At 70.7% G+C, this 21,892-nt stretch carries 22 protein-coding genes; 8 read left to right on the forward strand and 14 right to left on the reverse strand.

From position 1 onward, the window contains the following. The first annotated feature begins 1 nt into the window (after window position 1). The 3 genes from ABT170_RS21580 to aroA all read left to right on the forward strand — a co-directional run bounded on the left by ABT170_RS21580 (window position 2) and on the right by aroA (window position 3,508). Window positions 2-550 carry a hypothetical protein gene (locus tag ABT170_RS21580; protein ID WP_351869736.1) on the forward strand — a complete coding sequence of 183 codons (549 nt, stop codon included), beginning with the start codon at window positions 2-4 and terminating at the stop codon, window positions 548-550. Continuing rightward, entirely contained in the window at window positions 508-708 is a 201-nt protein-coding gene (locus tag ABT170_RS21585; RefSeq protein WP_351869739.1) for a hypothetical protein, read from the forward strand. The genes ABT170_RS21580 and ABT170_RS21585 overlap by 43 nt, the downstream gene beginning before the upstream one ends. A gap of 1,498 nt (window positions 709-2,206) precedes the next feature. Further along, complete coding sequence (aroA, locus tag ABT170_RS21590) at window positions 2,207-3,508, forward strand: 3-phosphoshikimate 1-carboxyvinyltransferase (protein ID WP_351869742.1); 1,302 nt, start codon at window positions 2,207-2,209, stop codon at window positions 3,506-3,508. A gap of 59 nt (window positions 3,509-3,567) precedes the next feature. Here the strand turns inward: aroA and ABT170_RS21595 are convergent, their stop codons facing one another. The 4 genes from ABT170_RS21595 to ABT170_RS21610 are packed head-to-tail and all read right to left on the reverse strand — an operon-like array spanning window position 3,568 to window position 7,472. Beyond that, window positions 3,568-4,242: a sulfotransferase family protein gene (locus tag ABT170_RS21595; protein WP_351869745.1), complete on the reverse strand. Its 675-nt coding sequence runs from the start codon at window positions 4,240-4,242 to the stop codon at window positions 3,568-3,570. A gap of 7 nt (window positions 4,243-4,249) precedes the next feature. Further along, a complete protein-coding gene (locus ABT170_RS21600; protein ID WP_351869748.1) occupies window positions 4,250-5,344 on the reverse strand; it encodes an oxidoreductase in 1,095 nt (364 codons plus the stop codon). Further along, the gene (locus tag ABT170_RS21605) at window positions 5,341-6,573 is read right to left on the reverse strand and encodes a DegT/DnrJ/EryC1/StrS family aminotransferase (protein ID WP_351869750.1); all 1,233 of its coding nucleotides are present in this window, start codon (window positions 6,571-6,573) and stop codon (window positions 5,341-5,343) included. Before ABT170_RS21605 ends, ABT170_RS21600 begins: the two co-directional genes overlap by 4 nt. Continuing rightward, a complete protein-coding gene (locus tag ABT170_RS21610; protein WP_351869753.1) occupies window positions 6,570-7,472 on the reverse strand; it encodes a nucleoside-diphosphate kinase in 903 nt (300 codons plus the stop codon). The genes ABT170_RS21605 and ABT170_RS21610 overlap by 4 nt, the downstream gene beginning before the upstream one ends. A gap of 212 nt (window positions 7,473-7,684) precedes the next feature. Between ABT170_RS21610 and ABT170_RS21615 the strand changes: the two genes are divergently transcribed. From ABT170_RS21615 to ABT170_RS21625, 3 genes are all read left to right on the forward strand, one after another. Beyond that, the gene (locus tag ABT170_RS21615; protein WP_351869756.1) at window positions 7,685-9,007 is read left to right on the forward strand and encodes an NsdA family TPR-like regulatory protein; all 1,323 of its coding nucleotides are present in this window, start codon (window positions 7,685-7,687) and stop codon (window positions 9,005-9,007) included. A 409-nt stretch (window positions 9,008-9,416) separates the two neighbouring features. Next, window positions 9,417-10,439, forward strand: a complete 1,023-nt coding sequence (locus ABT170_RS21620) for an NsdA family TPR-like regulatory protein (RefSeq protein ID WP_502970549.1) — start codon at window positions 9,417-9,419, stop codon at window positions 10,437-10,439. Window positions 10,440-11,165: 726 nt separating this feature from the next. Further along, the gene (locus ABT170_RS21625; protein WP_351869761.1) at window positions 11,166-12,173 is read left to right on the forward strand and encodes a protein-L-isoaspartate O-methyltransferase family protein; all 1,008 of its coding nucleotides are present in this window, start codon (window positions 11,166-11,168) and stop codon (window positions 12,171-12,173) included. A 313-nt stretch (window positions 12,174-12,486) separates the two neighbouring features. On the opposite strand, the gene ABT170_RS21630 is transcribed toward ABT170_RS21625, so the two are convergent. Further along, complete coding sequence (locus ABT170_RS21630) at window positions 12,487-12,666, reverse strand: hypothetical protein (protein WP_351869764.1); 180 nt, start codon at window positions 12,664-12,666, stop codon at window positions 12,487-12,489. A 538-nt stretch (window positions 12,667-13,204) separates the two neighbouring features. Here ABT170_RS21630 and ABT170_RS21635 point away from each other — a divergent pair. Next, window positions 13,205-13,516 carry a hypothetical protein gene (locus tag ABT170_RS21635; protein ID WP_351869767.1) on the forward strand — a complete coding sequence of 104 codons (312 nt, stop codon included), beginning with the start codon at window positions 13,205-13,207 and terminating at the stop codon, window positions 13,514-13,516. Between the two features lie 203 nt (window positions 13,517-13,719). Here ABT170_RS21635 and ABT170_RS21640 read toward each other — a convergent pair whose 3' ends face one another. Next, window positions 13,720-14,151 carry a hypothetical protein gene (locus tag ABT170_RS21640; protein WP_351869770.1) on the reverse strand — a complete coding sequence of 144 codons (432 nt, stop codon included), beginning with the start codon at window positions 14,149-14,151 and terminating at the stop codon, window positions 13,720-13,722. A 119-nt stretch (window positions 14,152-14,270) separates the two neighbouring features. Continuing rightward, entirely contained in the window at window positions 14,271-15,479 is a 1,209-nt protein-coding gene (locus ABT170_RS21645) for a hypothetical protein (RefSeq protein WP_351869773.1), read from the reverse strand. A gap of 106 nt (window positions 15,480-15,585) precedes the next feature. On the opposite strand from ABT170_RS21645, the gene ABT170_RS21650 reads away from it, so the two are divergent. Then, complete coding sequence (locus ABT170_RS21650; RefSeq protein ID WP_351869776.1) at window positions 15,586-16,116, forward strand: NUDIX domain-containing protein; 531 nt, start codon at window positions 15,586-15,588, stop codon at window positions 16,114-16,116. Between the two features lie 32 nt (window positions 16,117-16,148). Here the strand turns inward: ABT170_RS21650 and ABT170_RS21655 are convergent, their stop codons facing one another. From ABT170_RS21655 to folE, 7 genes are all read right to left on the reverse strand, one after another. Then, entirely contained in the window at window positions 16,149-16,700 is a 552-nt protein-coding gene (locus tag ABT170_RS21655; RefSeq protein ID WP_351869779.1) for an NUDIX hydrolase, read from the reverse strand. Further along, window positions 16,697-17,536 (reverse strand): class I SAM-dependent methyltransferase, encoded by an 840-nt coding sequence (locus tag ABT170_RS21660; protein WP_351869782.1) that lies wholly within the window; start codon window positions 17,534-17,536, stop codon window positions 16,697-16,699. The genes ABT170_RS21655 and ABT170_RS21660 overlap by 4 nt, the downstream gene beginning before the upstream one ends. 77 nt (window positions 17,537-17,613) lie before the next feature. Beyond that, on the reverse strand, window positions 17,614-18,537 hold the full coding sequence (locus tag ABT170_RS21665; protein WP_351869784.1) for a DUF2797 domain-containing protein: 924 nt from the start codon (window positions 18,535-18,537) through the stop codon (window positions 17,614-17,616). Between the two features lie 35 nt (window positions 18,538-18,572). Continuing rightward, window positions 18,573-19,271, reverse strand: a complete 699-nt coding sequence (locus ABT170_RS21670) for a dTMP kinase (RefSeq protein ID WP_351869787.1) — start codon at window positions 19,269-19,271, stop codon at window positions 18,573-18,575. Next, window positions 19,268-20,347: a nucleoside phosphorylase-I family protein gene (locus ABT170_RS21675; RefSeq protein WP_351869790.1), complete on the reverse strand. Its 1,080-nt coding sequence runs from the start codon at window positions 20,345-20,347 to the stop codon at window positions 19,268-19,270. The genes ABT170_RS21670 and ABT170_RS21675 overlap by 4 nt, the downstream gene beginning before the upstream one ends. Continuing rightward, entirely contained in the window at window positions 20,344-21,165 is an 822-nt protein-coding gene (locus ABT170_RS21680) for a hypothetical protein (protein WP_351869793.1), read from the reverse strand. The genes ABT170_RS21675 and ABT170_RS21680 overlap by 4 nt, the downstream gene beginning before the upstream one ends. Next, the gene (gene folE / locus ABT170_RS21685) at window positions 21,162-21,800 is read right to left on the reverse strand and encodes a GTP cyclohydrolase I (protein WP_351869796.1); all 639 of its coding nucleotides are present in this window, start codon (window positions 21,798-21,800) and stop codon (window positions 21,162-21,164) included. The genes ABT170_RS21680 and folE overlap by 4 nt, the downstream gene beginning before the upstream one ends. Between the last annotated feature and the right edge of the window lie 92 nt (window positions 21,801-21,892).

Consider the following 21,892-nt stretch of genomic DNA (forward strand, 5'->3'; position numbering starts at 1 on the left):
CTTGCGCAAGCACGCCTTGATCGCCGCTGTCACCACTGTGCTCGCCCTGGCCGTCACGGCCGGGGCCTACGTCCTCCTGGAGGACGGGGAGATCACCGTTTCCTCCCTGTGCGCCCCACCGGCCAGCACGCCCGAGCACGTCGCCGCCTTCGCCGACACTGTCGTCATCGGCACCGTCAGCGGCCCCATCCGCTACACCCCCAACGGCGCCGACTCCGCCACCGGCGTGCAGGTCGCCACCCTCACCGTGGAGAGGACACTCAAGGGCGCCGCCCAGGACCCCCTCACTGTCGTCCAGGCTGTCACCCGCACCGCCCGGAACACCTACACCACCACCGAACCCGTCTACCAGCCCCTCATCACCGGACAGCGCTACGCCGTCGCCCTCCTCGACCGGGCCGACGCCGACAGCCGCTGGGTATGGGGTGCGGAGCGCGCGACCGGTGCGGCCGATGACGACCGATGGGCCGACGCCGTCGCCGCGAAGGTGGTCCTGCCGACCGGCACGTGCGACGACACCAGCACCATCACCTCCACACCCACGCCCTGAATCCGGCGCGCAATCGACAGCGCGCCCGCAGGCTGGAGTTAGGTGAGTTCACTGCGGGTCGAGCGGTCGCTACGAATCTGGGCCTGTACCAGGAAGTCGTCACCTACCGGGGCGAGAGCGAGGCGGAGATCCGCGACATGTACGGCAACCACGACTGACCCTGCGCTACCGGTGCTGATCCGCCGCTTGCGGGACGAGATCAGCGACGCGCTCGGCTGCGGCATCCGGCCTCGGACGGCTGCCCTGTCCGCCTCGCCCACTGCTGCCGACAGCGTTCTCGGGCCGGGCCGGCCCATCGTCCGGAGTTGGCAGGACAGGGCCGAATGACGTACGGCCGCTGCGGCCGGGACGGTGGACAGACACCTCCCCTCTGGTGAGGGGAGGTGTCTGCGTCCGGAGGCCGTGCCCCGAAGCTGGGACCCGATCGCTCAAGTCACTGGTATTGCAGCTATCCGACTTGCATCCAGACCACGTCATCCAGGACCCGGGCGCCAAGATCACACCAAACGGTCGAGGTTCCGCCGGTGAACACCCAGTTGCCTATGTGCTGGTACATGAATCCGTCAGCCTTCTTGCAATTGACGAAGGCCCTATAGGAATCCGAGCTGCTCCCGCCTGTACATCTGACCCAGCCTCCCCTATGGGTCTCACTTCCTGTCAAGAGCCCCGATGAGCAATTCGAGGGTGCGGCAACAGCCGACGGAGCCGCTGCCACTACTCCGGTAGCGGCGAGTGCGAGTGCAGCGAGAAGCCCGGCAGCACGGCGTGCGACTGGCATGTGACCTCCAGGAAGAGAGTCTTGGCGTGTCCGTACGAAGCTGCTTCAAATTACGGGGACGCTGTTCAGCCGGACAGCTCTCTGCAGGTTGTTGGCTCAAAACCGGTGCCCGGGCGTGTAATTGGAGGCCGAGCGGCACTGAGGTGCTCAACGGAGCCGACGGCGGCCGCGGGGGAGTTCGGCGCTTCGCCGAGCCCGGCGAGGACGGCGCGGGTGGCCGGGGGTGCGCCCATGGCGGTGGCGCTGCGTACCGCCGTTCACCTGACGGCACCCGGGCCCCTCAACCCGACGACGCCTGCTGGACCTGTCCGACCGCCGCCCACCGCTCGGACAGTTTCCCCCGGTACAACCCGACCCGGTGTGGCACGCCGCGCACTACGCCAGCCGGGCGCCCGCGTAGCAACGCTCGCGGAACGGTGCTCGACGCCGCATCGTCGCACCGGCGCCTGCTCCGGCCAGGACTCCGGCCCCGACGCCTCAGCCAGCAACGGCCACCAGACTGCGGCAGCCCGCCTGGCTGGGCGGAGCGGGCCGCTCTGGTTCCGCTTCCGCGACATCTTCATTGAGCCCGCGCCGGCAGCACACCGCCGACGCTGAATACGATGCCTCGCCACAACGCGGTCCCCAGGACGCCGGTGAGCGTCCCCACGCGCGTGGGGGTTGCGGTGTGGGTGAACTGGGCGCGAACCCGGCATGGGGTGGGAAGAGCGGCACGCACGGTGCAGCACAGGTGCTCGATTCGCTTCTTCGGCCATTGTGCTCTGGATTGCGCAGGAGCGTGCCCGTCACGTGGTTGGGTGGTGGAACCGCCGCGCGAGAACGGTCTTTTGGTATCCCCAGCGGCTGGCCGCGCGTTCACCATGAGGGAGTGGCAGGTCATGAGTTTTGATGCTGTGGAGGCAGTTCGGGTGACGGGTGCGGGGCCGGCGGTGGGGTCGCTGCGGGTACCGGGTGACAAGTCGATCTCGCACAGGGCTCTGCTTCTCGCCTCGCTCGCGCGTGGGACGAGTGCGGTCACGGGTCTGTCGTTGGGGCAGGACGTGATGCACACGCGTCGGGCGGTGGAGCGTTTCGGGGTGGTGGTCCGGGAGGACGGTGGTGGTGGGTTGCTGGTGGAGGGCGGGCTGCGGCATGAGCCGGACGGTGTGCTGGACCACGGCAATGCGGGTACGGGGATCCGGCTGACGGCCGGTGTGTGCGCGGGGTTCGACGGGCTGTCGGTGCTGACCGGGGACGAGTTCCTGCGACGGCGGCCGATGGGGCGGATCGCGGAGCCGCTGCGGGCCATGGGGGCGCAGATCGACGGCCGCGAGCACGGGCAGCTGGCTCCGCTGGTGATCCGCGGGGGAAATCTGCGCGGCATCGCGTACGCGCCGCCGCAGGCCTCCGCGCAGGTGAAGAGCGCGGTACTGCTGGCCGGGCTGTCGGCCCAGGGGCCGACGACCGTGACCGAGCTCCACCCGACGCGACGTCACACCGAGGAGATGCTGGCCCGGTTCGGTGCCCGCGTGCACGTGGACGGTTCGCTGGTAAGGGTGGAGCCGGGAGAGCTGACGGCCACCGACATCGCGGTGCCGGGCGACCCGTCGCAGGCCGCGTTCTGGGCTGTCGCCGCGCTGCTGACCGACGGCGGGAGTGTGGTCGTCGAGGACCTCTACACAGGGTTCGGCCGGTCCGATTTTGTGGGGGTGCTGCGGCGGATGGGCGCCGGGATCGATTTCGATGATGTGACCGGGACGATGACGGTGCGGTCCTCGCGGTTGCGGGCGGTCAATCTGACGGCCGCCGACATCCCCGGGATCGTGGATGAGGTCCCTGCCCTCGCGGCGGCCGCTGCGGTCGCGGAGGGCACCACGGTGATCTCCGGCGCCGGGGAACTGCGGGCCAAGGAGTCGGACCGGATCGCGCACACCTGCGGCATGCTGCGGGCGTTCGGCGTACGGGTGACGGAGACCGAGGACGGCATGGTCATCGAGGGCGGTGCCCGGCTGCGGCCCGGCACGGTGGACAGTCACGGTGACCACCGGATCGCGATGACCGCCGCGGTCCTCGCGGCGTGCGCGGCCGAGGGCGGGTCTCTGATCACCGGGTGGGACTCGGTCGCCACCAGCTACCCCGGTTTCGCGGAGGACCTGGTGCGGCTGACGGGTGCCCGCGTCGAGGCCGCCTCCGAGGAGTAGCGGGCACGGGGGCTGGGGCGCCCGGCCGGGTCTCGGCGGGGCGCCCCAGCGTTTCGGGGCTACCAGGCGTAGCCGTGCGCTTCGAACTCCGGCGCGTAGACGGTCTCGACGGCCCGCCGCGCGGCGGGGGTGAGGACGTCGCGGTAGCCGGTGCTGTGCGGCCGGAACTGGGATTTGGCGTGCGGTAGTGCCAGGACCGGCAGGCCCGCGGTTGTGAGACGCGCGAGGTCCTGGGTCAGGGTCTCGTGGCGCAGGACGTGGTCGACGATGATGTCTCCGCCGGTGCTGGTGTAGAGCGGCCAGTTGAGAGCGTCGGTGAACTCGCCGGTTTCGACGAAATGGTCGACCGGCGGCCGGTCGGCGGGGTCCCGGTGCCGGTGGAAGTAGAGGCTGACGACCTTGTCGTACGGGCTGCGCTCGACGGTGAACGTGGTGTACGTGTCCCACAGTTCGCCGAGTTCGGTGGCGATGTGGCGTGCGGGCATGTGGTTGTGGAAGCGGACACGGCCCGCGATGCCCGGTGCTACCGGTGTCGGCCCGGGGGTGAGCCCGGGGTGGAGGTGGTTCTGGGGCGGCCGCCCGCCTTCCTGTTTCCGCAGGGCTTCGTCGCGGGGGGACAGGGCGGTGACGATGTCGTCGGGTCCGGCGAGGCGGGACAGGGCGATCTCCAGCGAGGTGGACGCGGTCTTCCGGGTCCGTATGTACGCGAGCCGCCGGCTGTGGAGGACGATCACCGGTGCCTCACAGTTCGGGGGCGAGATGGCCGTCGGCGGTGCCGATCGTTTCCAGGGCCCGCCGGTAGGGGGCCGGGGCGTGGTGGGGTGCGTGGCGGGCGGGGAGCATGGGGTCGACGAGGAGCCGGCGGCCCATCAGGACGATGTCGCAGTCGCCGTCCTTCAGCAGCCGGGCGGCCTGCTCCAGGGTGGTGATCTTGCCGACGGCGGCGGTCGGCATGCCGGTGGCCCGCACCGTGCGGGCGTAGGGCGCCTGCCAGACCGGGCCGCTCGGCCTGGGCTCGGGGCGGGCGATGCCGCCGGAGGTGCAGTCGATCAGGTCGGTGCCGTCGGCGGCGAGGAGCGGGGCCAGGCGCACGGTGTCATCCAGCGTCCACCCGTTGTCCAGGTGGTCGGTCGCGGACATCCGTACCAGGAGCGGTACGTCGTCGGGCAGGGCCCGGCGCACGGCACGGACGGTGCGGCGCAGCAGCCGGGTGCGGCCCTCGAACGTGGTGCCGTAGGCGTCGGTGCGGTGGTTCGCGATCGGGGACAGGAAGCTGTGGAGGAGGCGGCCGTGTCCGGCGTGGAGTTCGACGGCCCGGAAGCCGGCCCGCATCGCCCGGCGGGCGGCGGCGGCGAAGTCATCGACTGCGGTGTCGATCTGGTCGGGCGTCATCTCCCGCGGTGTGCGGTAGCCCGTGGCGAAGGCGAGGGGGGAGGGGCCGAGCGGTAACCATCCGCCGTGGGGCTCGTCGAGCGGGGCGTCGGCGCCGGTGCCCCAGGGGCGGGTGCGGGACGCCTTGCGGCCGGCGTGGGACAGCTGGAGTGCGGGGGTCGCCCCCTGCGCGGTGATGGCCGCGGCGACCGGGGCGAGCCCGTGTGTCTGGGCGTCGTTCCACAGGCCGAGATCGTGCGGGGTGGCGGGGGCGCCCGGGGAGACGGCGGTGGCCTCCACGATGACCAGGCCCGTGCCGGCGGACCTGCTGGCGTAGTGCGCGGCGTGCCACACCGGGTCGGGCAAGTTCCCGGGCAGGGCCTGGTAGGTACTCATCGGGGGGAGTCCGATGCGGTGGCGGACACTCACGCCGCGCAGGGTGAACGGTTCACTGAGAGGGTTCATGCGCACTCTTTCGTGGTGAGGGAGGCGGCCCGTTCCAGTGCGGCAACAGCGGGGTCGGTGTCGCCGTCGGGCAGGGACTCGTACATGTCGCGGGTGTCGATCTCCACCAGGCCCTCCAGCAGTGCCCGGGTGCCGGGGAACGTCGCAGGATCTGGCGTGACCAGTCGCCGCAAGCCCAGCAGCGCGCCCAGCCGGTCGTCGGTGAACAACGGCAGGCGGTGCAGCGGCGCCGCCGGGAGACGCGCCCGGATCCCGGCCGCGGACAGGACCCGGGCCGTGTCGCTGCCGGGCCGGCCGGTGCTGCGCCAGTGCCATTTGTAGAGGGCGCCGTCGACGTGACCCTGTGGTGCGGGCAGGGGCTGGAGCCAGGGGAGTTCGGCGGCCAGGACCGTCTCGATGTTTGACTGCCGTTCGTTCTTCGCGGCGAGGGTGTGGGGCAGGCGGATCAGGTGATCGGTGACCAGGACGGCCGCGACCGGGTGCACCCGCCGGTTGTGGCCGGCGCCGGTGGCGGTCAGCGCGAGAAGTTGCGCGCCGTCGACGCGGGCGGCGGCCCGGTGCTTGGGCTGGGCCAGGACCATGGCCCGCTCCCACACCTGACGGTCCGTACAGGTCAGCAGGCCTGCCTTGCCGCCGGAGACCATCTTCGTGGTGCCTGTGGACCAGACGGCGGCATCCCCGACCGTGCCGACGGCGCGGCCCTGCCACCGGGTGCCGTGGGCGTGCGAGCAGTCTTCCAGGAGTACCAGGTGGTGCCGGTCGGCGAAGGCCCGGATGCGGTCCAGGTCGGCCGGGCGGCCCCACGTGTGTGTGACGACCAGAGCAGCGGTCCGGGCGGTGACCCGGGTGGCGGCGTCGTCCAGGTCGATGTGGCCGGTGCCCGGGTCGGCGTCGCACAGCACCGGAACCAGGCCGGCCGGAAGCATCGCGGTCACCGTGGCACGGAACGAATGGCTGGCGACCAGCACCTCGGACCCCCGGCCCAGACCCAGCGCGGCGTACAGGGTTTCCAGGGCCGCGGTGCCGGAGTCGCACATCATCACCGGCCGTCCCGCGGCCAGCGTGTGCGAGGCCATCTGCTCGCAGGCGTCGATCTGCTGGTGCCCGGCATCCGCACCCGCGAGATCCCCGCACTCCAGCAGGCCGCCGACCAGGTCGATGGCGTGCTGCGACCACCACGGCCACAACCGCACCGGCATCGTCCGCAGGTTCACCCGGTCCGCCGTCATCGCCACGGGCTCCTCGTCGCCTGCTCCGGCCAGGACACCGGCCCAGACACCGCGGCCAGCAACGGCCACCCGTCCGCGCCGGCCCGCACCGCCGCCCACCGCTCGGACAACTCCCCCCGGCACAGGTCCCCGGGCTCGCACACCACCCGCACGTCCGACCCCGGCACCGGCAGTTCGGGCAGCTCCGCCTCGACCTGCCGGCAGGCCGTCTCCCAACGTCCTGCGGAACCGTCGGCCAGCCGTCCGGCCGCCTCCTCCACCAGAACGGCCCGCTGCGCCCAGTCGGGGAAGAACACGGCGAGCTCCCGCACCACGTCGGCCGGCTCATCGGCGCTGTGCACCATCGTCAGCACCCGGTTCACCGCGCCCGCAACCTCACGCAAACTCCCCTCCCGCCTGCGCCCGGGTGCGCCGTCCCCCTTCGCGGCCGTCATCCGCGACGACGCCGGCACCGGGCTGCTCGTGTCGTCGGCCCACAGCACCACCAGCCCGGGTCCCAGATTGACGACCGCGTCCAGCAGCCACAGCCGCTCGACCGTCGCCCACCGGCACATGTACGCCCATAACGCGCGGGCCCCCGCAGGGTCCACGCGCACCGGCCGTGCAGCGAGAACCCTGAACCCCCGCCCCGCGACGGCACTCAGGACCCGGCGGGCCGAGCCGGCCGCGAACGCGTCCGGCCGGATCCAGGTCACCGCGACCCGTCCGGCGAACCGGTAAGCCTCCGCCTCGCCCAGGGCCAGGCGCAGCGACGACCAGCCCTCACGCGCCCAGATGTCCGCCGCGAACACGGCGTCCTTGCCCTCCAGTTCCGTGAGCCGGTCCCACGCGCAGCCCGCCAGATCCCACCCGATGTCGCGCGGCGCCTTGCCCGGCGCACCCACAGCCGCTTCTGCCATCGACGTATCCCCTCGTCCCCAGGACCGGCACAGCACCGGCCCGGCGCACAGACAACCCGCCCCGCCCCCACCCGGACCAGAGGTGTACGAGGTGGAGAAGGTGGATCCACCAACTCGGTGTACGTACACCGGTCGGTGCACGCCGCCCAGTACCGGGCAACGACCTTGGCTGCTAGCGTCCGGCCAAGGTCCGCCTTCCCGAGGGATGACGCATGGAGCCACAAGCCGCCGACAACCCGCTCGCGGACTTACTGCGCAGGCTCGGCTGGAACCCCGAGCATCTGATCGCCCGCATCAACGAGGTCCGCGCCGGCCGCGGCTGCGGACCCCTGGACCCCAAGAGCGGCTACTCGTGGGTGCGCACGAACCCCGCGCTGCCGCACCCCGACAACCAGCGCGACGCCCTAACCGTGCTGGGCATCCGCGCCGAACGTCCGGTCACGGCCGCGGAACTGGGCTGGGACGGCCCCAGAACCCGCGCCACCCGACGACGGCACCTGGACGCACCGGCCGACGCCCCCCTCGACGCGCTGCTCCGCGAAATCACGCAAGGAGACCTGATGGACCGCCGCCACATGCTGATACTGACCGGCGCTGCGACAACCGCACCCGCCCTGGCCCTGCTCCTCAGCCCCAACAGCGCACTCGCCGCAGCAGCCGAACGAGGCGGCAGCCCCTCCGACAAGGTCATCGACAACATCGACCGGGCCATCCAGGACCTGCGCGACCTCGACGACACCGACGGCAGCGGCACCAAAGCCCTGGAGTGGGCCGGAGGCCTGTGGCAGGCCACCGCGCGCATCGTCAACGGTGCAACAGGCGACAACGCGAACGTCCGACGCCTGCACACGGCGTTCATCGAACTCTCGGAGCAATACGGCTGGATGGCCTTCGACAACAACCTTCACCCGCAGGCCCAGCGCATCTACCACACCGGAATGCGGCTGGCCGCCGAAAAATCTCCCCACCCCGCCGCCCGCCACGCGACGAGCAACCTTCTCGCGTCAGCCGCCTACCAGGCGGCATGGCTCGGACAGCACACCGAGGCCACCGCCTTCCTCACCGTCGCCGAACGCACCAACACCGCAGCCGGCACCACCCCCGCACTGGCCGCTGTCATCGCCGACCGCAGGCTCTTCGCCGCCGGCCGCCGCGGCGACACCGAAGACCTCCGCCGCGCCTGCGACAGCGCCCACGAACAGCTCGACAGGAGTGGTCCCGACTCCGGGGCACCCTGGTGGTGCCAATGGCTCTCCCACACTGCGATCGACGCCGCCACCGGCCGCGCCTGGCTGGCCGCCCGACAGCCTCACCACGCCGAGCCGTACCTCACACGCCGCGTCACCGCCACCACCCTCGGCTATCCCCGCGATCACATGCTCGCCGTCCTCGACCTCGCCGACGCACACCGCCAGAGCGGCGACACCGACCAAGCCACCGAGCTGCACGACACGGCCACGACGCTCGCCGAACACGTCGATTCACCTCGCGCCCAACTCCGGCTCCAACAGCTCACCACCGCACTCACCCACTGAACCCGAGCCGGGAAAATCATCGGAAACCGGGACGGGGAACGTGTTGCGACGGCCCGTGACCTGCCGAGAGGGCGGGAGTGCCGCTACCACGGTGGAAGCACTGCGGGGGAGGCGGAAAAGCAGGGCTCTTCTGAAGGACAGGGAAGACGGGCCAGTCACGGCCGCACCGCCCCTCGATGATACGCAATCCAGTCCCTTGGTCCCTGCTGGCCCACGACAGATGCCCTGGTCAGGGCAGTCCCTTGCAGCGTGCAGGGACTGAACTCCCGGCGCCAACGTCCCGGCGATCAGCTCCCTGGCCGCCGTGGCGCAGGCGGCCCGGCTCCGCACCACCGTCGCCCTGGCCCAGCACGGCTGGCGTGGCCCGACTGGAGCCTGAACCGGATGCAGGACTGGGAACCGCTCGTCCTTGACACGGCGAAGGAGAACCCGGCGCCGTCAGACAGGGCAGATGAACAAGGCCGCCGGGCACCTGGGAGGGGACGACATGCAGCGACGGGCATTACTCAAAACGGGCGCGGGAATACTCGTCATGAACAGCACCGCCCTGATCCCCGGCAAGGACGGGCTTCTGGCCGGCAACGACGAACTCCTGGACGCCCACCGTGCCATCCGCGCAGCACAAGGGCGCATGGACAACCTCCGCGGAGCGTCATCCGTCTATGCGCAGGCATGCGACCACCACCGCGAGGTGACCAACTGGCTGAATTCCGCCACCAGTTCTGCCGAACGCGGACGTATCGCCGCACTCGCCGCCGACACCGGCGGGTTCGTCGGCTTCCTCACCTACGACCAGGGAATGACGGAGATGGCAGCCGGCTACTACCTCAACGCCGCCGATCACGCCCAGGCGGCGGGCGACCTCTCCGTGGCCGCCAACCTCCTGGGGCAGTACAGCCGCGTCGCCGCCGACCAGGGCCGCCTCACCGAAGCCCTCGCGATCGCCGACCGCGCCCTCCACATTGCCGGGACCCGCGCCCACCCCGCCGTCAGATCCTGGCTCCACGCGGTGCGCGCCCACCATCACGCAGCGCTGAAACACGTGCGTTCCGCAGACAGCGACATCCAGACCGCATGGGAACTGCTGGAGACGGCGGACGACGGCGAAATGCCTCCCTACATCGGATACCTCGACACCGCGGAGATCCAGAAATGGGTCGGCCACGCCATGGTCCGCCTGGGAACCAGCACCCCGGGAGCACTCCGGCGGGGCAGGGAAGCCCTCGACGTCGCCCATGCGTCCTGGCCGACGGATTCGGTCCGCGGTGCCGCGGAGATGCTGACGTCCTCCGCCTCCATCTACCTCGCATCCGGCGAACGCGAGGCCGCGGACAGTGTCATCAACGCGGCCGTGACCATCGCCCAGAACACCGGATCAGCCCGCAACCTCCGGGCCGCACTCGCCGTCAGAACCCGCATGGCCGCCATGTGAGTCAAGACCCCGGCCCCCGCCGTCCAGGATCGCCTGCACAGGGCCTGCCCACGGACGACGGGGGCCAGTGGTGCCGCGGGCCAGCATGCGTTGCCTGCCCGGCCAAAGACCCATCAAGCAGTGGTGGTGCAGGACGATCCCGCAGGGACGCAAACTACGGCCCGGGAAAACCAGGGAAGATCAGGGCGGCCGACGCGGCACCCCCCTTCACACTCCATCGATCAGCCGGCGTGCCATCGAGAGATAGGCCTGCCCCCTCCCAGCTCCCGGTGGATCTGCGCACACAGCACCTGAAGAGGAGCACCGTCCACCAGGTACCGGACCAGCGCCAGGTGCGACTCAACACTGCCGCGGTGCACGTTCAGCATCCCCTCTCTCACCAGCGCGCGGAGCGCTCCGGAATCTACATTCCCGTTCCGAGCCGCTGCAGCGCCGATGCTGTCGTCGAAGAGCCCGAGCTGTTCACCGGGTCGACGGTGCGGCTGAAGGCGTTCAGAGCCTGCCTCCTGGACTGGTGCCTGGGGGGTGCGGTTCTCCCCGCCGCCGGTCGAATACCACGCCTGGGCCGAACTGCCCGGCCTCGGACCGGTCGGCGAGTACACCGAAGCGGGCTGGCACCACCACACCGCACTGACCATCTGATCGCGTCACCGGGTGCCGTGTCCTTCACCCGCCTGGAGCAGTTGACCGAATGCGTGTACCCGTACCCCTCGAAGGAGTGAGCCGATGTCCGCCGTCGCCCTGGCCGCCGAAACCGTCCCCGAGCGCCACTACACCCACCACGAAGGCCGCGGCGCCACCCCGCACCGCTCGAACCCGGCCGTCATCCACCGCGAACTGACCACGCTGGGCGTCCGGCCGGGGATGAACGTCGTGGAGTTCGGCACCGGCTCCGGCTACTCCGGCGCCCTGCTCGCCGAGCTCGTCGGTCCCACCGGGCAGGTGACCAGCCTCGACATCGACACCTACCTGACCCGCTGGGCGGGCCTCATCCACCACCAGCGCGGCGTGGACCATGTCCGCTGCCACACCGCCGACGGCACCAGCGGCTTCCCCGAACAGGCCCCCTACGACCGGTTGGTGGCCTGGTGCACCCCGCCGCTGCTGCCGAAGGCGTGGGTGGACCAGGTTGTCGACGGCGGCCTCATCGTCGCCCCGCTGCCGATCGCGACCGTGCCCAACATGACCGTCGTCACCAAGATCCGTGTCTTCGGCGGCCGGCCCGTGGTCGAGGAGGTGTTCGACGGCGGGTATATCGAGGCGACCAGCTCGCCCAAGGACAACCTCGACCTGCCCGGCCGGTGGGTGGACTGGGAGCACCGTGTCCCCGCCCCCTCCTGGATCTCCATCGCCTGGCGAGGCGAGGACGACCACCTGCACACCGGGGCCCGCACCGCGCTAAACGGGCTGCTGAAGGACGCGCACACCGAGCCGTACGGCCCGGAGATCGACTGGCCGTCCTGGCGGACCTTCGCCGCCACCCGCGGTGACCACCGCCTCACGATGGCCGGTCTCACCCCGGACATGTGGGCGATCGGCCACACCACCACCACGACGGCCGCCGTCATCCAGCAGGACGGCACGATGCTCGCCGACGCCCACGACTCCCCGTCCCTGACCGTACTCCGCGGCTGGCTGACGCAGTGGGAAGAGGCCGGGCGTCCCGCCCCCGCCACCTACACCCCTGCCCTGGTCCGCACCGGCGACAGCTGGGACCTGCGGCTCTCCCGGTAGCCCCGCCGATGCCGCTCACGCACCTTGCCCGGGACACTCAAGGCGTCCGGGCAATGCCCTCTCCGCCACGTCGCTGCCTCGGTTGCCAGTTGGTCGAAGGGGCGCCTGCCGAGCGGGACACGCCGGCCCTTGCAATGCCGGTCCGGAGCTTCACCCCAGGTGCGGTCCACACCGATGCCGGTCGAGTACGCCACCAGGCCCTGGAAGGCGTCCAGGGCCTGGTGAGGCATCAAGTCGGGGTTAGGGCGTCTGGGCGAGCAGGCGAGGTGCAACTCTCGCTGCCCACTCCGATCCGTCCCGTGAGGCCGGGGTCTCAGCAGTTGACGTAGCGCATCTCGATATGGTCGAACCCTTCGGAGGCCCAGATGTTGATGTTGGCAGTGGTGCCGTTCCCGGTTGCCCAGTCACTGTCCACCCACCCCCCGCTGTTGGTCACTCCCCGGACGTAGGGACACCTGCCGTCCGACTTGGTGTCCTTTACGGTGCCCACCACGCCGGTGTTGTTGTCAGACCACTTTCCGCTGGCCGAACCTTCAGAGCTGGAGAGAGTCCAGTTGTTCGTGCACGACGCGGCTTCTCCGGACGTTCGTGGGGGCCGCGGCGACAGAGGGGGAGACGAGAGTAAGCGCTCCAAGGAGCCCAAGTGCTATCGGGGCCAGGACCATCGTCTTGCGCATTGCGGAACACCCTTCCGTTGAAGACTGTCGGGCGTTGTCTATCAGCGGGTCCGCAGCGAATCGATGGGACGGCCCGAAGAGGCGCAAACCAGAGAGATCTTTGTCCGGTGCTGCCAAACGTCGCAGTGCTCGGCGCGTTGGGCTGACCGTCAGGCGGCGTCAGCCAAGCACCGCCGGGTGAGCATTCGATCCCAATGAAGCGCCGTCCTTCGGCGAGGGCGGCCAGGCCGGGTTGTGCCGGTCTGGCCGAGCTGCCGCTTCATGGCCATGGGACGGGGCGGGTTTCCAGGTGCCGGGTGCGGGTTGGCGTGGTGGTCACGGCAGGGGGGCTTCCTGTGCGGTCGGCTCGGTGGTGTGCAGGTGGGCGAGAGCCGCTTGGAGGGTCTGTCCGGCGGTGAGGGCGCTGGTGTTGATGACGTGTCCCTGGGCGTGCATCCAGGAGTCGGCGGCCGCCTGGTAGTCGGCGGCCCGGCGTTGCCGGAAGGCGCGTACGGCCTCGCCGGGGAAGTCGTCGCTGTCGGCGATCCGCTGCTGCAGGGTATCCGGTCCGGCGTGCAGGACCAGGTGGTGGAAGCCGGGGCCGCGTTGGCGCAGCGGGGTGAACAGTTCAGTGGCGTAGCGGGGGTCGAGAATGTCATGGGCACGATGACAGGGTCGCCGGTGTAGTCGGCCAGGCGCTGCGGCTCGGCGGCGTGGGCGACCGCGAGCTCCTGGATCCGCTCTGCCGGGACGGTGTCGTGCACGCCGTCGTTGGTGATGATGACGAGCTCGTCTGCGGGGATCAGTACCCCGGGCACGGTCTCCAGGGTGGCGTTGGTGAGGTCGCCGCGCAGATGGTCGTGAGCGGTGAAGGGCAGGGGCTCGGTGAGTTAAAGGTAGCGGCGGATCTGGCCGGCGACCGGTTGGTCGCTGGAGTAATGGTGGAGGCGCGTGCTGTTCGAGCCGTAGATCCGGCAGTCCCCCGACCAGGCCGCCATCGTCTGGCCGTTCGCAGGACACATCACAACTGCGGCGACGGCCCGCGGGCCGTCGCCGTCCGGCCCCCGTTCGGTGACGAGCGAGGACGCCGACAGCACGCCGCGCACCGCGCCGTGCTGGGCCGCGTTGCGGGCGGCGACCTCGGCGAGGACCGGAGCGATCGCCACGACATCGGCCTCGTGACCGGCCCCGTCGACGACGGCGACTGCGGTGGTGTGATCGGCTGCGACGTAGTGCCGGACCGCGTCGGCGATCGGACCTTGCGTGCCCTGGCGGGACGCGGTGGCGACCACGGCTGCGGACGTGGATCTGTTGTTCTTCACGAGTCTCCTGGTACCGAGTGCTGGCGTACGGGCGCGTTCTCACCGGATGTGCGGGAGGTCCTCTCGTCCTTGCCGATCGGTTCCGCGTACGGGCGGGGGCTGAGGAATCCGGGCGGACATCAATGTTGGCATGCGGTGGGCAGATCGGGTCTCCGGGCTACGACGTCGCGCAGGAAGGTGCGCTTGGAGTAGTAGGTGCGCTCCGTGGCCAAGCCGCGCGCTGCGAGGTAGTCGCCCAGCCATCGGGTGATGCGTTCCATCTCGGCGAGAAGCTCATCGTGGGTGGTGTCGAGGACACTGCGGGAGCGGAGGTACTCCAACTCGCACTGGGAGAGCACGATGTCGGGGGCCGCCAGCAGGGAGCAGCGGTCGAAGAAGATGCCGAAGATGTGGCCGGTGCCCATTGACTCGCACTGGATGTCGTAGCGAACGCGCGCGAACGCGGGCAGTGGCGCGACTTCCAGGCCGAGTTCGTCACGCAGGTAGGCCTCGAAGCCGTCGGGGCGGACATCGATGCCCGGCGTGAGCTCTTCACGCCGGGCGAAGGCGTCCTCCGTGTACCACTTCCGCTTCAGGACGTGCCCGGCCGTCACGGTGGGGATGAAGGAGGCGTACCCGATCTCTTCGTCTGGGCCGGTCACGTCGAACAGGTGGTTCTCGGTGTGGTTGATCTGGAACTCGTCCCGGTATTCGGGTCGGCAGCCTTCCAGCTCGCCGTTGCGCAGGGCCTTGAGGAGGCTCATGGACGCCGTCCAGATGTCCGGTGCCGGGTCCAGGGTGTACTTGACCTCCAGCTCGGTGCCGGACAGGTGGGTGCGGAAGTACCGGCGGTGGTTGTTGAGAGCCCGGCCGTGGTCGCTGTGGGCGGTGAGAGCCGGGCGCAGCCAGCGCAGTTCTTCGACCGGTCCGGCGCCGACCGGTTCCTGGGTTGTGCGGACGAAGCAGGCGTCCTCGGGGTGGAACCTGATCTGCGCGTAGACGTGGAATCCGCCGGGGTACCGGGCCAGATAGCACAGCGGGACCAGCCCCGGAGCCGTGCCGACCAGCTGGCGCAGGGCCGGCCCGGGCATGGCGTGGGACCACAAGGCCGCGCCGTCGACCACACCGGACGCCAACGGGGTCCCGTCGGCGGTCCGGACGTCGACGGGACAGAGGCCGAGGGTCTGCCAGCTCACGGTCACGGTCGTGGCCGGCCGGCAGACTTCCAGCTCGGGCACGCGTACGAGGACGATGGTGTCCTCGTCACGGGCGGGGGCGGTGCGGTTCAGGAGGTGGACGCCGCCCAGGACCACCCAGCTGGTGCCTGCTCCGGTTCCGTCATCGCGCACTGCCGCCTCCTCCTTTCCGGCTGACCCGCGGGCAGGGGACGGCGCGGGTATGGCGCGCGGTGCTTCTTGCCCGCGGGGCTGGAGGTGTCGGCCTAGGGTGGGGCGGGTGAATCATGGGCACGCCGATCAGGTGGTTGTGGACGAGGCGGAGACGGACGCTGCGCGGGCCGTGTGGGAGTTCGACGGCGCTAGAGCGTGGCTGGAGCAGGCACGGCGCCATCGGATGGAGCCGCTTTCGGCTGAGGTCTGGGCGTTGGACCCGGACTTCGCGCACGTGCTGCTGGTCAGACACCGCGTGCGCGGCTGGGTGCCGCCCGGGGGGAAGGTCGAACCGGGCGAGAGGCCGCGTACGGCCGCGGCCCGGGAATTTCTGGAGGAGACCGGGGTCCGCGCCGAGCTGCTGCCTGACCCGGCGGCGGTCGCCGTACGCTCCTACCGGGCCGACTGGTCTGCGACGCTGGGGCTGTCCTACGCGGCGATCGTCGACCGCGATCAGTCCCTGGTCGCGGAGGCGGACCAGCCGGCCCGGTGGTTCGGGCTGGAGGAGCGGTGGGACAGCGTGTTTCCCGCGGACAGGTCGCGGATCCGCGCCCACGCCCAGTTCCTGGCAGCCGGACGCACCGTCGGCGCCCGCTGAGAGCCGCTGCTGCCCCTTCTTGGGCCCGGGGGTCATCGGACTGCTTCGATCCGGGCAAGATCGGCCTGCGCCAGGGTGATCAGCCCCAGAGCGTTCAGGATCCCGCACCACACCGGTTCCAGCCCCGGCATCTGTTCCCAGCCCTCCTGCCGCAGTTCTCCGCCGGCGTACGCCGCTGTCCGCCGTGCGGCCTGATGGAGTGCTTCGGAGGTCATCCAGCGAGGTGAGCGGGCCTCGCGGGGGGAGGGCTGCAGGGTGCCGGACGCCTCGGCGTGGAACACTGACCAGTGGTGGCCCACGGGCCCGGTGGGGGTGCGGCGGCAGGGGTTGGGACGCCACTGGGTGTGCACCAGTTGCAGCCGGGTGATGTCCAGGCCGACCTCTTCGCGGGTCTCGGCGACGGCGGCCTGCTCGGGGCCGCCGTGCTCGTCGATGTGACCGGCCACGGGGGCGATTCCCCGGGGCGGTGTCGCCCGCTCGAACATGAGCAGGCCCTGCCCGGAGTGGATGAGGACGCCGACGCTGGTGTGGTCGCAGTGAGGAACCGCGCCGTCGGCGCTTTTCGTGCGGGCGGCGGTGTTCACGCGGCCGCCTTCGGCAGCTCGGCGGTCATGACCAGCCAGCTGGTGACCAAGCGGGCCTCCGGTACGGTCCGGGCGTAGGCGGCCTCCAGGATCTCCATGCGCTGCTCGTGGGTGAAGTTCCCTTCGGGGCGGGCGAACAGGGGGATGGACAGCCAGGCCTTCTTCTCGGCCATGGTGCTGTGCTGGGCGGTCACCTCGGCGTCGGTCACGTACAGACCGGCCGAGTTCAGGTGCTGCGTGATGGTTTCCGGTGGCAGTTTGGGGTCCGTCCGCCCGAGGGGCGGGGCGATGTAGCCGTGGTCGGCTTCCGCGATCTGGCGGATGAAGGTGTTCAGCGAAGGCCGGGCGCTGGTCTCTTCGTCGGGGTGGCGGACGCCGGCGAAGCCGCCGCCGATGTTGAACACGAAGCGGCCCTGCGGGCGCAGGACACGAGCGGCGGCCTCGCATACCGCCGGGACGTCGGTCTTCCAGAGCGCGGAGTTGCACACCACGGCGTCCACGCTGCCGGGTGCGAGGTGGTTGCTGAGCTGCTCGGCAGAGGCGGTGACCCAGGTCAGGCGGGGATCGGGCAGGGTGCGGCGGCCGACCTGCTGCATCGCGGCGGCACTGTCCAGCGACACCACCCGGGCCCGGGCGGGGAGCAGGTCGAGGAGAGCCCGAGCTGTCGCTCCGGCGCCGCCGCACAGGTCGACCACGAGGTCGGCGTTGTCGAGTTGCGCCCGGCGGGCGAGGTCCCGGCTGGTGGTGTTGTACATCGGGAAGGCGCGGGTGAAGGCTTCGTACGCCTGGGCGTTGGCGGGTTCGTCCCAGCCGAGAAGTGCGTCCTGAGGTGCCATGAGCTGCCTCGCTTCGTGTGCGCGGGCCCCACGGAGCCTGCAGAGTCCGGGGGTTGTCCGTGGGAGGGGCGGTTGGGTCAGAAGAGGGCGGGCTGCACGGTGGCGGGCGGGGAGCGGAAGTGCGCTCCGAGCGTGATCCGGCGTCCCTTGAGCGCTGAGAGGTCGAGCAGGTAGTGGAGGCTGTCACCGGAGAGGGTGACGAGGGCCTGGGAGCCGGCCACGGAGTGCACCCTCAGTCCGTGCTCGCCTTCGCGGAGGTCGTGCGGGTACAAGAGCCGGTCGGCGCCTGGAGTGCTGGCCAGACGGCTCTGTTCCGGTGGGGTCCATGGCTGGAGGTCGACGGGGATGCCGAGTTCGGTCAGGACCTCGGCGGCTCGCCGGACATGCCGCGCATGGGCGTCATGGGCCGGGGCAGTGTCGCTCAGGCGGGCCAGGCCCTGCAGTTTGGCCGTGGCCCGCACGGTCTGGGTGAGGTCCAGGCGCCGGGTGAGGGCGTCCTCGACGAACCGTACGGCGCGGCCGTCCGGGCCCTTGGCCAGGTAGGTGGCGAGCAGGGGACCCTGCTCGTCGAGGCGGGAACGCCAGCGCGGTTCGGCGGCCGTGCCGACCTTGGTCGTGGTGTCCGCGAACGTGGCCACATACAGCCAGTGCGGCTGGTTCATGTAGAGGGCGAGCGCCTGGGGGACAGGGCCGCCGGTATGGACGTGGTGGGCGAAGCGGAACTCGTCGCGCCCCCCACACGCGGCGCACTGGGAGCCGGTACCGGCGGCCGCCATGCCGGGGCAGGGGTCGGGTTCGACGCGGAAGCGGTCGGCGAACCGGTAACGGCCGGTGCACCACGGGCCGGACTCCTCCGCCCGGTAGCCCAGGCGGCGGCCCATGACCGGGGCGTGGACGAGCCGCCCCCCGCCGAGCGGGACGAGCAGCAGCCCGGGGGCACCGCTCGCCCACGTGATGCCGTGGCAGAGGTACCTCCCGCCGGCGGGCAGGTCCTGGTCCATCGCGCGCTCCTTCGCGGCCGGTGGGGTTCGCGGGGTTACAGGTGCAGGTCGAGACGTTCGGACACGACGGTGGCGGCGGCCTTGAACACCTCATCGCGGTCCATCCGTCCGACGTTCAGCTGCTGCCACCCACCTGTCGTGGCCTGCTGGCGGATCTGCTCCAGGACGGAGTCCTGGTAGCGGATGAACGCCTCATCGCCCCCGGCGTCGTGGCCGGCTTCCAGAGACGTGAAGGAGCCCTTCCGGGCGAGGGCTTCCCGGGCGGGGATGTCCAGGAAGAACACCAGGTCCCCGGCGGGGAGGTGAGCGAAGACGCGTTCGGTGAGGCGGGGGTCGATGTCCGGGTTGACGGCGTACCGGGCGAGGATCTTGTGAGGGGAGTTGTCGAGCACCACGTGGGCGCCCTCGGCGAGCGCGGGCTGGATCACCAGACGGTCCTGCAGGGTGTACCAGGAAGCCAGCGCGAGCAGCCAGTAGTGATCCCCGCACGCCTGGGCGACACGCGTATCGCGCCGGTAGACCAGGGCGTTGAGGCGGTCGAGGTAGTCCGACAGGCCAGGGTCGGCGGCGGTCGTGCTGTGCTTGGTGACCAGGACTGCCCGGTGACCGGCGTCGTTGAGGGCTTCGTGGAGGCGGGCGGCGAGCGTGGACTTTCCCGCCCCGTCCCCGCCGACGAAGGTGATGAGCCGACCCGGCCCGGGCCGGGCAGCGGGGGCGGACGTGGTCTGGGTCATGGAGTTGCTCCCGTGAGAGGCGCACCGCCGGTCAGGCGGGCGGTGAGGATGCTCGCGATCCGGTCGACGAGGATCGCGCGCTGGTGAAGGACGTCGCCGTGCCGCTCATTGGACAGGTCGGCCGGATAGAGCGAGGCGAGGTTGTTGGAAATGACGTGAAGGTAGCCGAACGGGATTCCCGCCCGCTGTGCCGCTGCCCCCATCGGGCCGATCTCGGGATCGACGAAGGCGTACGAGGCGTGCTGGGCCAGCCAGTCCTGGTTCTCCAGCAGGATCGACGGCGAGGAGACGTGCAGCCCGCTGCGAACCCCGGGCTGGGCGCGGGCGTAGTCGCCGAAGAAGTCCTCCCAGCTCACCAACGCCCCGCCCAGCAGGCTGGTGTTGCCGGTCGCCAGCCATCTGTTCGGTTCCGTGCCGGGATTCAGGCCGCCGACCTTCCCGACGTAGACGACGGCTCCGGCACCCAGCCGCGCCAGTCGTGCCACGGTGCGCCCGGCGACGTCGCCCCAGATGCTGTGCCGGAAACCCAGGTAGACCACCCGTGCGTCGCCGACCTGGGCGTCCTGCCAGCAGTATCCGGGGCCCTGCGTCCACACGCCGGATCGTGGTGCGAGGTGTTCCAGGCCCCACCCGACGATCACCACGTCGCCGTGCAGGTCGAGGTCGAGTGTGTCGAGGGCCGTGCGGCACTCCTCCTCGCCGGGCGGCTGGTAGGTGACGGTGTCGGCGGGGCGTCCGGTCATGGCCAGGTAGGTGGCGATGATCAGGGCGTAGTGCTGGACGTAGTCGGCGCCGGGGAATGCCTGGACGAGGAGGTTCCGCCCGTACGCCTGGGCGGTGGGCCGCTCGGTGTTGAACAGCTTCCCGCTCTTCTCGTGCCGGGAGATGCCCCTCGTGCGGTTGTAGCCGCCGACGACCCGGATGCTGTCCCAGTCCTGCTCCTGGATGAGGTGGTGGACCTTGATCTCCAGGTAGCGCAACAGCCGTTCGCGGCTCATGGTGTGCCGGGCCGGATCGACCGGCGCCGGGTGAAGCAGCCCGGCGGGAGGGCTCACCAGCAAGGAACTCAAGCTCATCGAAGCTCCGCGGCGATGGTCACCTGGCTGCCGGCGGCGGCGCGGACGACGGCGATGTTGGCCCGGATGAGCGGGAAGCGGTCCGGGTGGATCGGGCCGAGCTTCTCGATCCGCGGGGTGGAGGGCTTGATGTAGGGGCCCTCGGGCAGGAGCTCGATGCCCATGGCCCCGAGGGTGACGGGGGCCGCGCCGTCCACGGAGGAGATCCACTCGTGTTCGCGCTGCTCGACCAGCTCCAGGTGTCCGGTCCGGCCCAGCCCGAGAAGCCGATAGACGAGCCGGTCGTCGACCAGCCCTTTGTTCTCCAGATAGGCGGTCGCGGCCCACCGGGTACGGCACAGCTGCCCGGCAGGGTCCGGACGGCGGGAGGCGGGCAGGGCGATGGCGCCCGCCCAGCCTTCGGTGACGATCGCCTCGTACGTGCGGTGCCATTCCTCGTCGTCGCGGGCATGCAGCACGGCGCACAGCCGGAACTCGTCCCCCGCGATCTCACGGATCTCCCGGGCGGCTTGCTGGCTGGCGGTGAGCGTCGCCGCTCCGTCCCGCATGACGTCCGGGAGGATGATCTCGCGGGCGGACACCGCCCGCGCCGCGGCGACGAGCTGATCGGCCGGCAGCGCGTAGCCGAGGTCGAAGAGCCCGTTGTCGACGATGATGTCGGCGTCGCGGGCGGACTCGCGGGTGAAGAAGGCGCGGTAGCCCGGGTCGGCCAGGACGTGCTGGGCGGCGACATGGTGGATGCGGGCCGGTTGCTGGGCGACGAAGTCCTTCAGGTACGGGGTGGGCGCGATCGCGGAGAAGTCGATGCTCTTGCTCACTGCACGCCCCCCTGCTGCCCGGCCGTGGTCAGGGTGAGGAACTCGCTCGCGAGGGCGGCATCGGCGGCGAACTGGCCAAGCCTGCACACGGTGGTGGTGCGAGCCGGCTCCATCCTCACGCCCCGCATGCTCATGCACTGGTGAACGCCCCGCACGGCGACGGCCACGTTGTCGTGACCGACGACGCTGGCCAGGTGCATGGCCAGCTGCTGAGTGAAGCGCTCCTGAACCTGGAGCCGTCCAGCGAAGTGCTGCGCGATCCTTCCGAACTTCGACAGCCCCACCACTCTGTCGTCGGCCAGATATCCGGCGCTGACCAGCAAGTTCATGGGCAGCATGTGGTGCTCGCAGAACGACCACACGCTCATCCCGCTCACGATGACCAGCTGGCCGTTCACCGTGGACTCCGGGAAGCAGGTGGCCTCCGGGGCGTCCTGGCAAAGGAAGTTCTGCCACATGGCCGCGACGCGGCACGGGGTGTCGCGGAGACCTTCACGGCGGGGGTCTTCACCGAACTCGTACAGGAGCTGGGTGATGAGCTCAGCCACGCGGCCCTCGTTGATGGGGCCGCTGGACTTCAAAAGTGTCTGAGGGCCGCCGGGTGCGGCGCCGGTGTTGGTGATGGAGATGGTCATGGACTTCTCGCCTTCTGCTGGGTGACGAAGGAAGGGAAGATCGGCTGATCGCAGGCGACCCTCACGGGCGGCGGGCGGGCCGCCTGGCGAAA

The organism is Streptomyces sp. NPDC001787, assembly GCF_040297465.1.
In the GTDB taxonomy this organism is placed as follows: Bacteria; Actinomycetota; Actinomycetes; order Streptomycetales; family Streptomycetaceae; genus Streptomyces.

Excerpts from the sequence above, each read along its gene's own strand:
- aroA (WP_351869742.1), top strand. The coding sequence starts at position 2,207 with ATGAGTTTTGATGCTGTGGAGGCAGTTCGGGTGACGGGTGCGGGGCCG.
- ABT170_RS21600 (WP_351869748.1), bottom strand. The coding sequence starts at position 5,344 with ATGAACCCTCTCAGTGAACCGTTCACCCTGCGCGGCGTGAGTGTCCGC.
- ABT170_RS21605 (WP_351869750.1), bottom strand. The coding sequence starts at position 6,573 with ATGACGGCGGACCGGGTGAACCTGCGGACGATGCCGGTGCGGTTGTGG.
- ABT170_RS21610 (WP_351869753.1), bottom strand. The coding sequence starts at position 7,472 with ATGGCAGAAGCGGCTGTGGGTGCGCCGGGCAAGGCGCCGCGCGACATC.
- ABT170_RS21615 (WP_351869756.1), top strand. The coding sequence starts at position 7,685 with ATGGAGCCACAAGCCGCCGACAACCCGCTCGCGGACTTACTGCGCAGG.
- ABT170_RS21625 (WP_351869761.1), top strand. The coding sequence starts at position 11,166 with ATGTCCGCCGTCGCCCTGGCCGCCGAAACCGTCCCCGAGCGCCACTAC.
- ABT170_RS21660 (WP_351869782.1), bottom strand. The coding sequence starts at position 17,536 with ATGGCACCTCAGGACGCACTTCTCGGCTGGGACGAACCCGCCAACGCC.
- ABT170_RS21665 (WP_351869784.1), bottom strand. The coding sequence starts at position 18,537 with ATGGACCAGGACCTGCCCGCCGGCGGGAGGTACCTCTGCCACGGCATC.
- ABT170_RS21670 (WP_351869787.1), bottom strand. The coding sequence starts at position 19,271 with ATGACCCAGACCACGTCCGCCCCCGCTGCCCGGCCCGGGCCGGGTCGG.
- ABT170_RS21675 (WP_351869790.1), bottom strand. The coding sequence starts at position 20,347 with ATGAGCTTGAGTTCCTTGCTGGTGAGCCCTCCCGCCGGGCTGCTTCAC.
- folE (WP_351869796.1), bottom strand. The coding sequence starts at position 21,800 with ATGACCATCTCCATCACCAACACCGGCGCCGCACCCGGCGGCCCTCAG.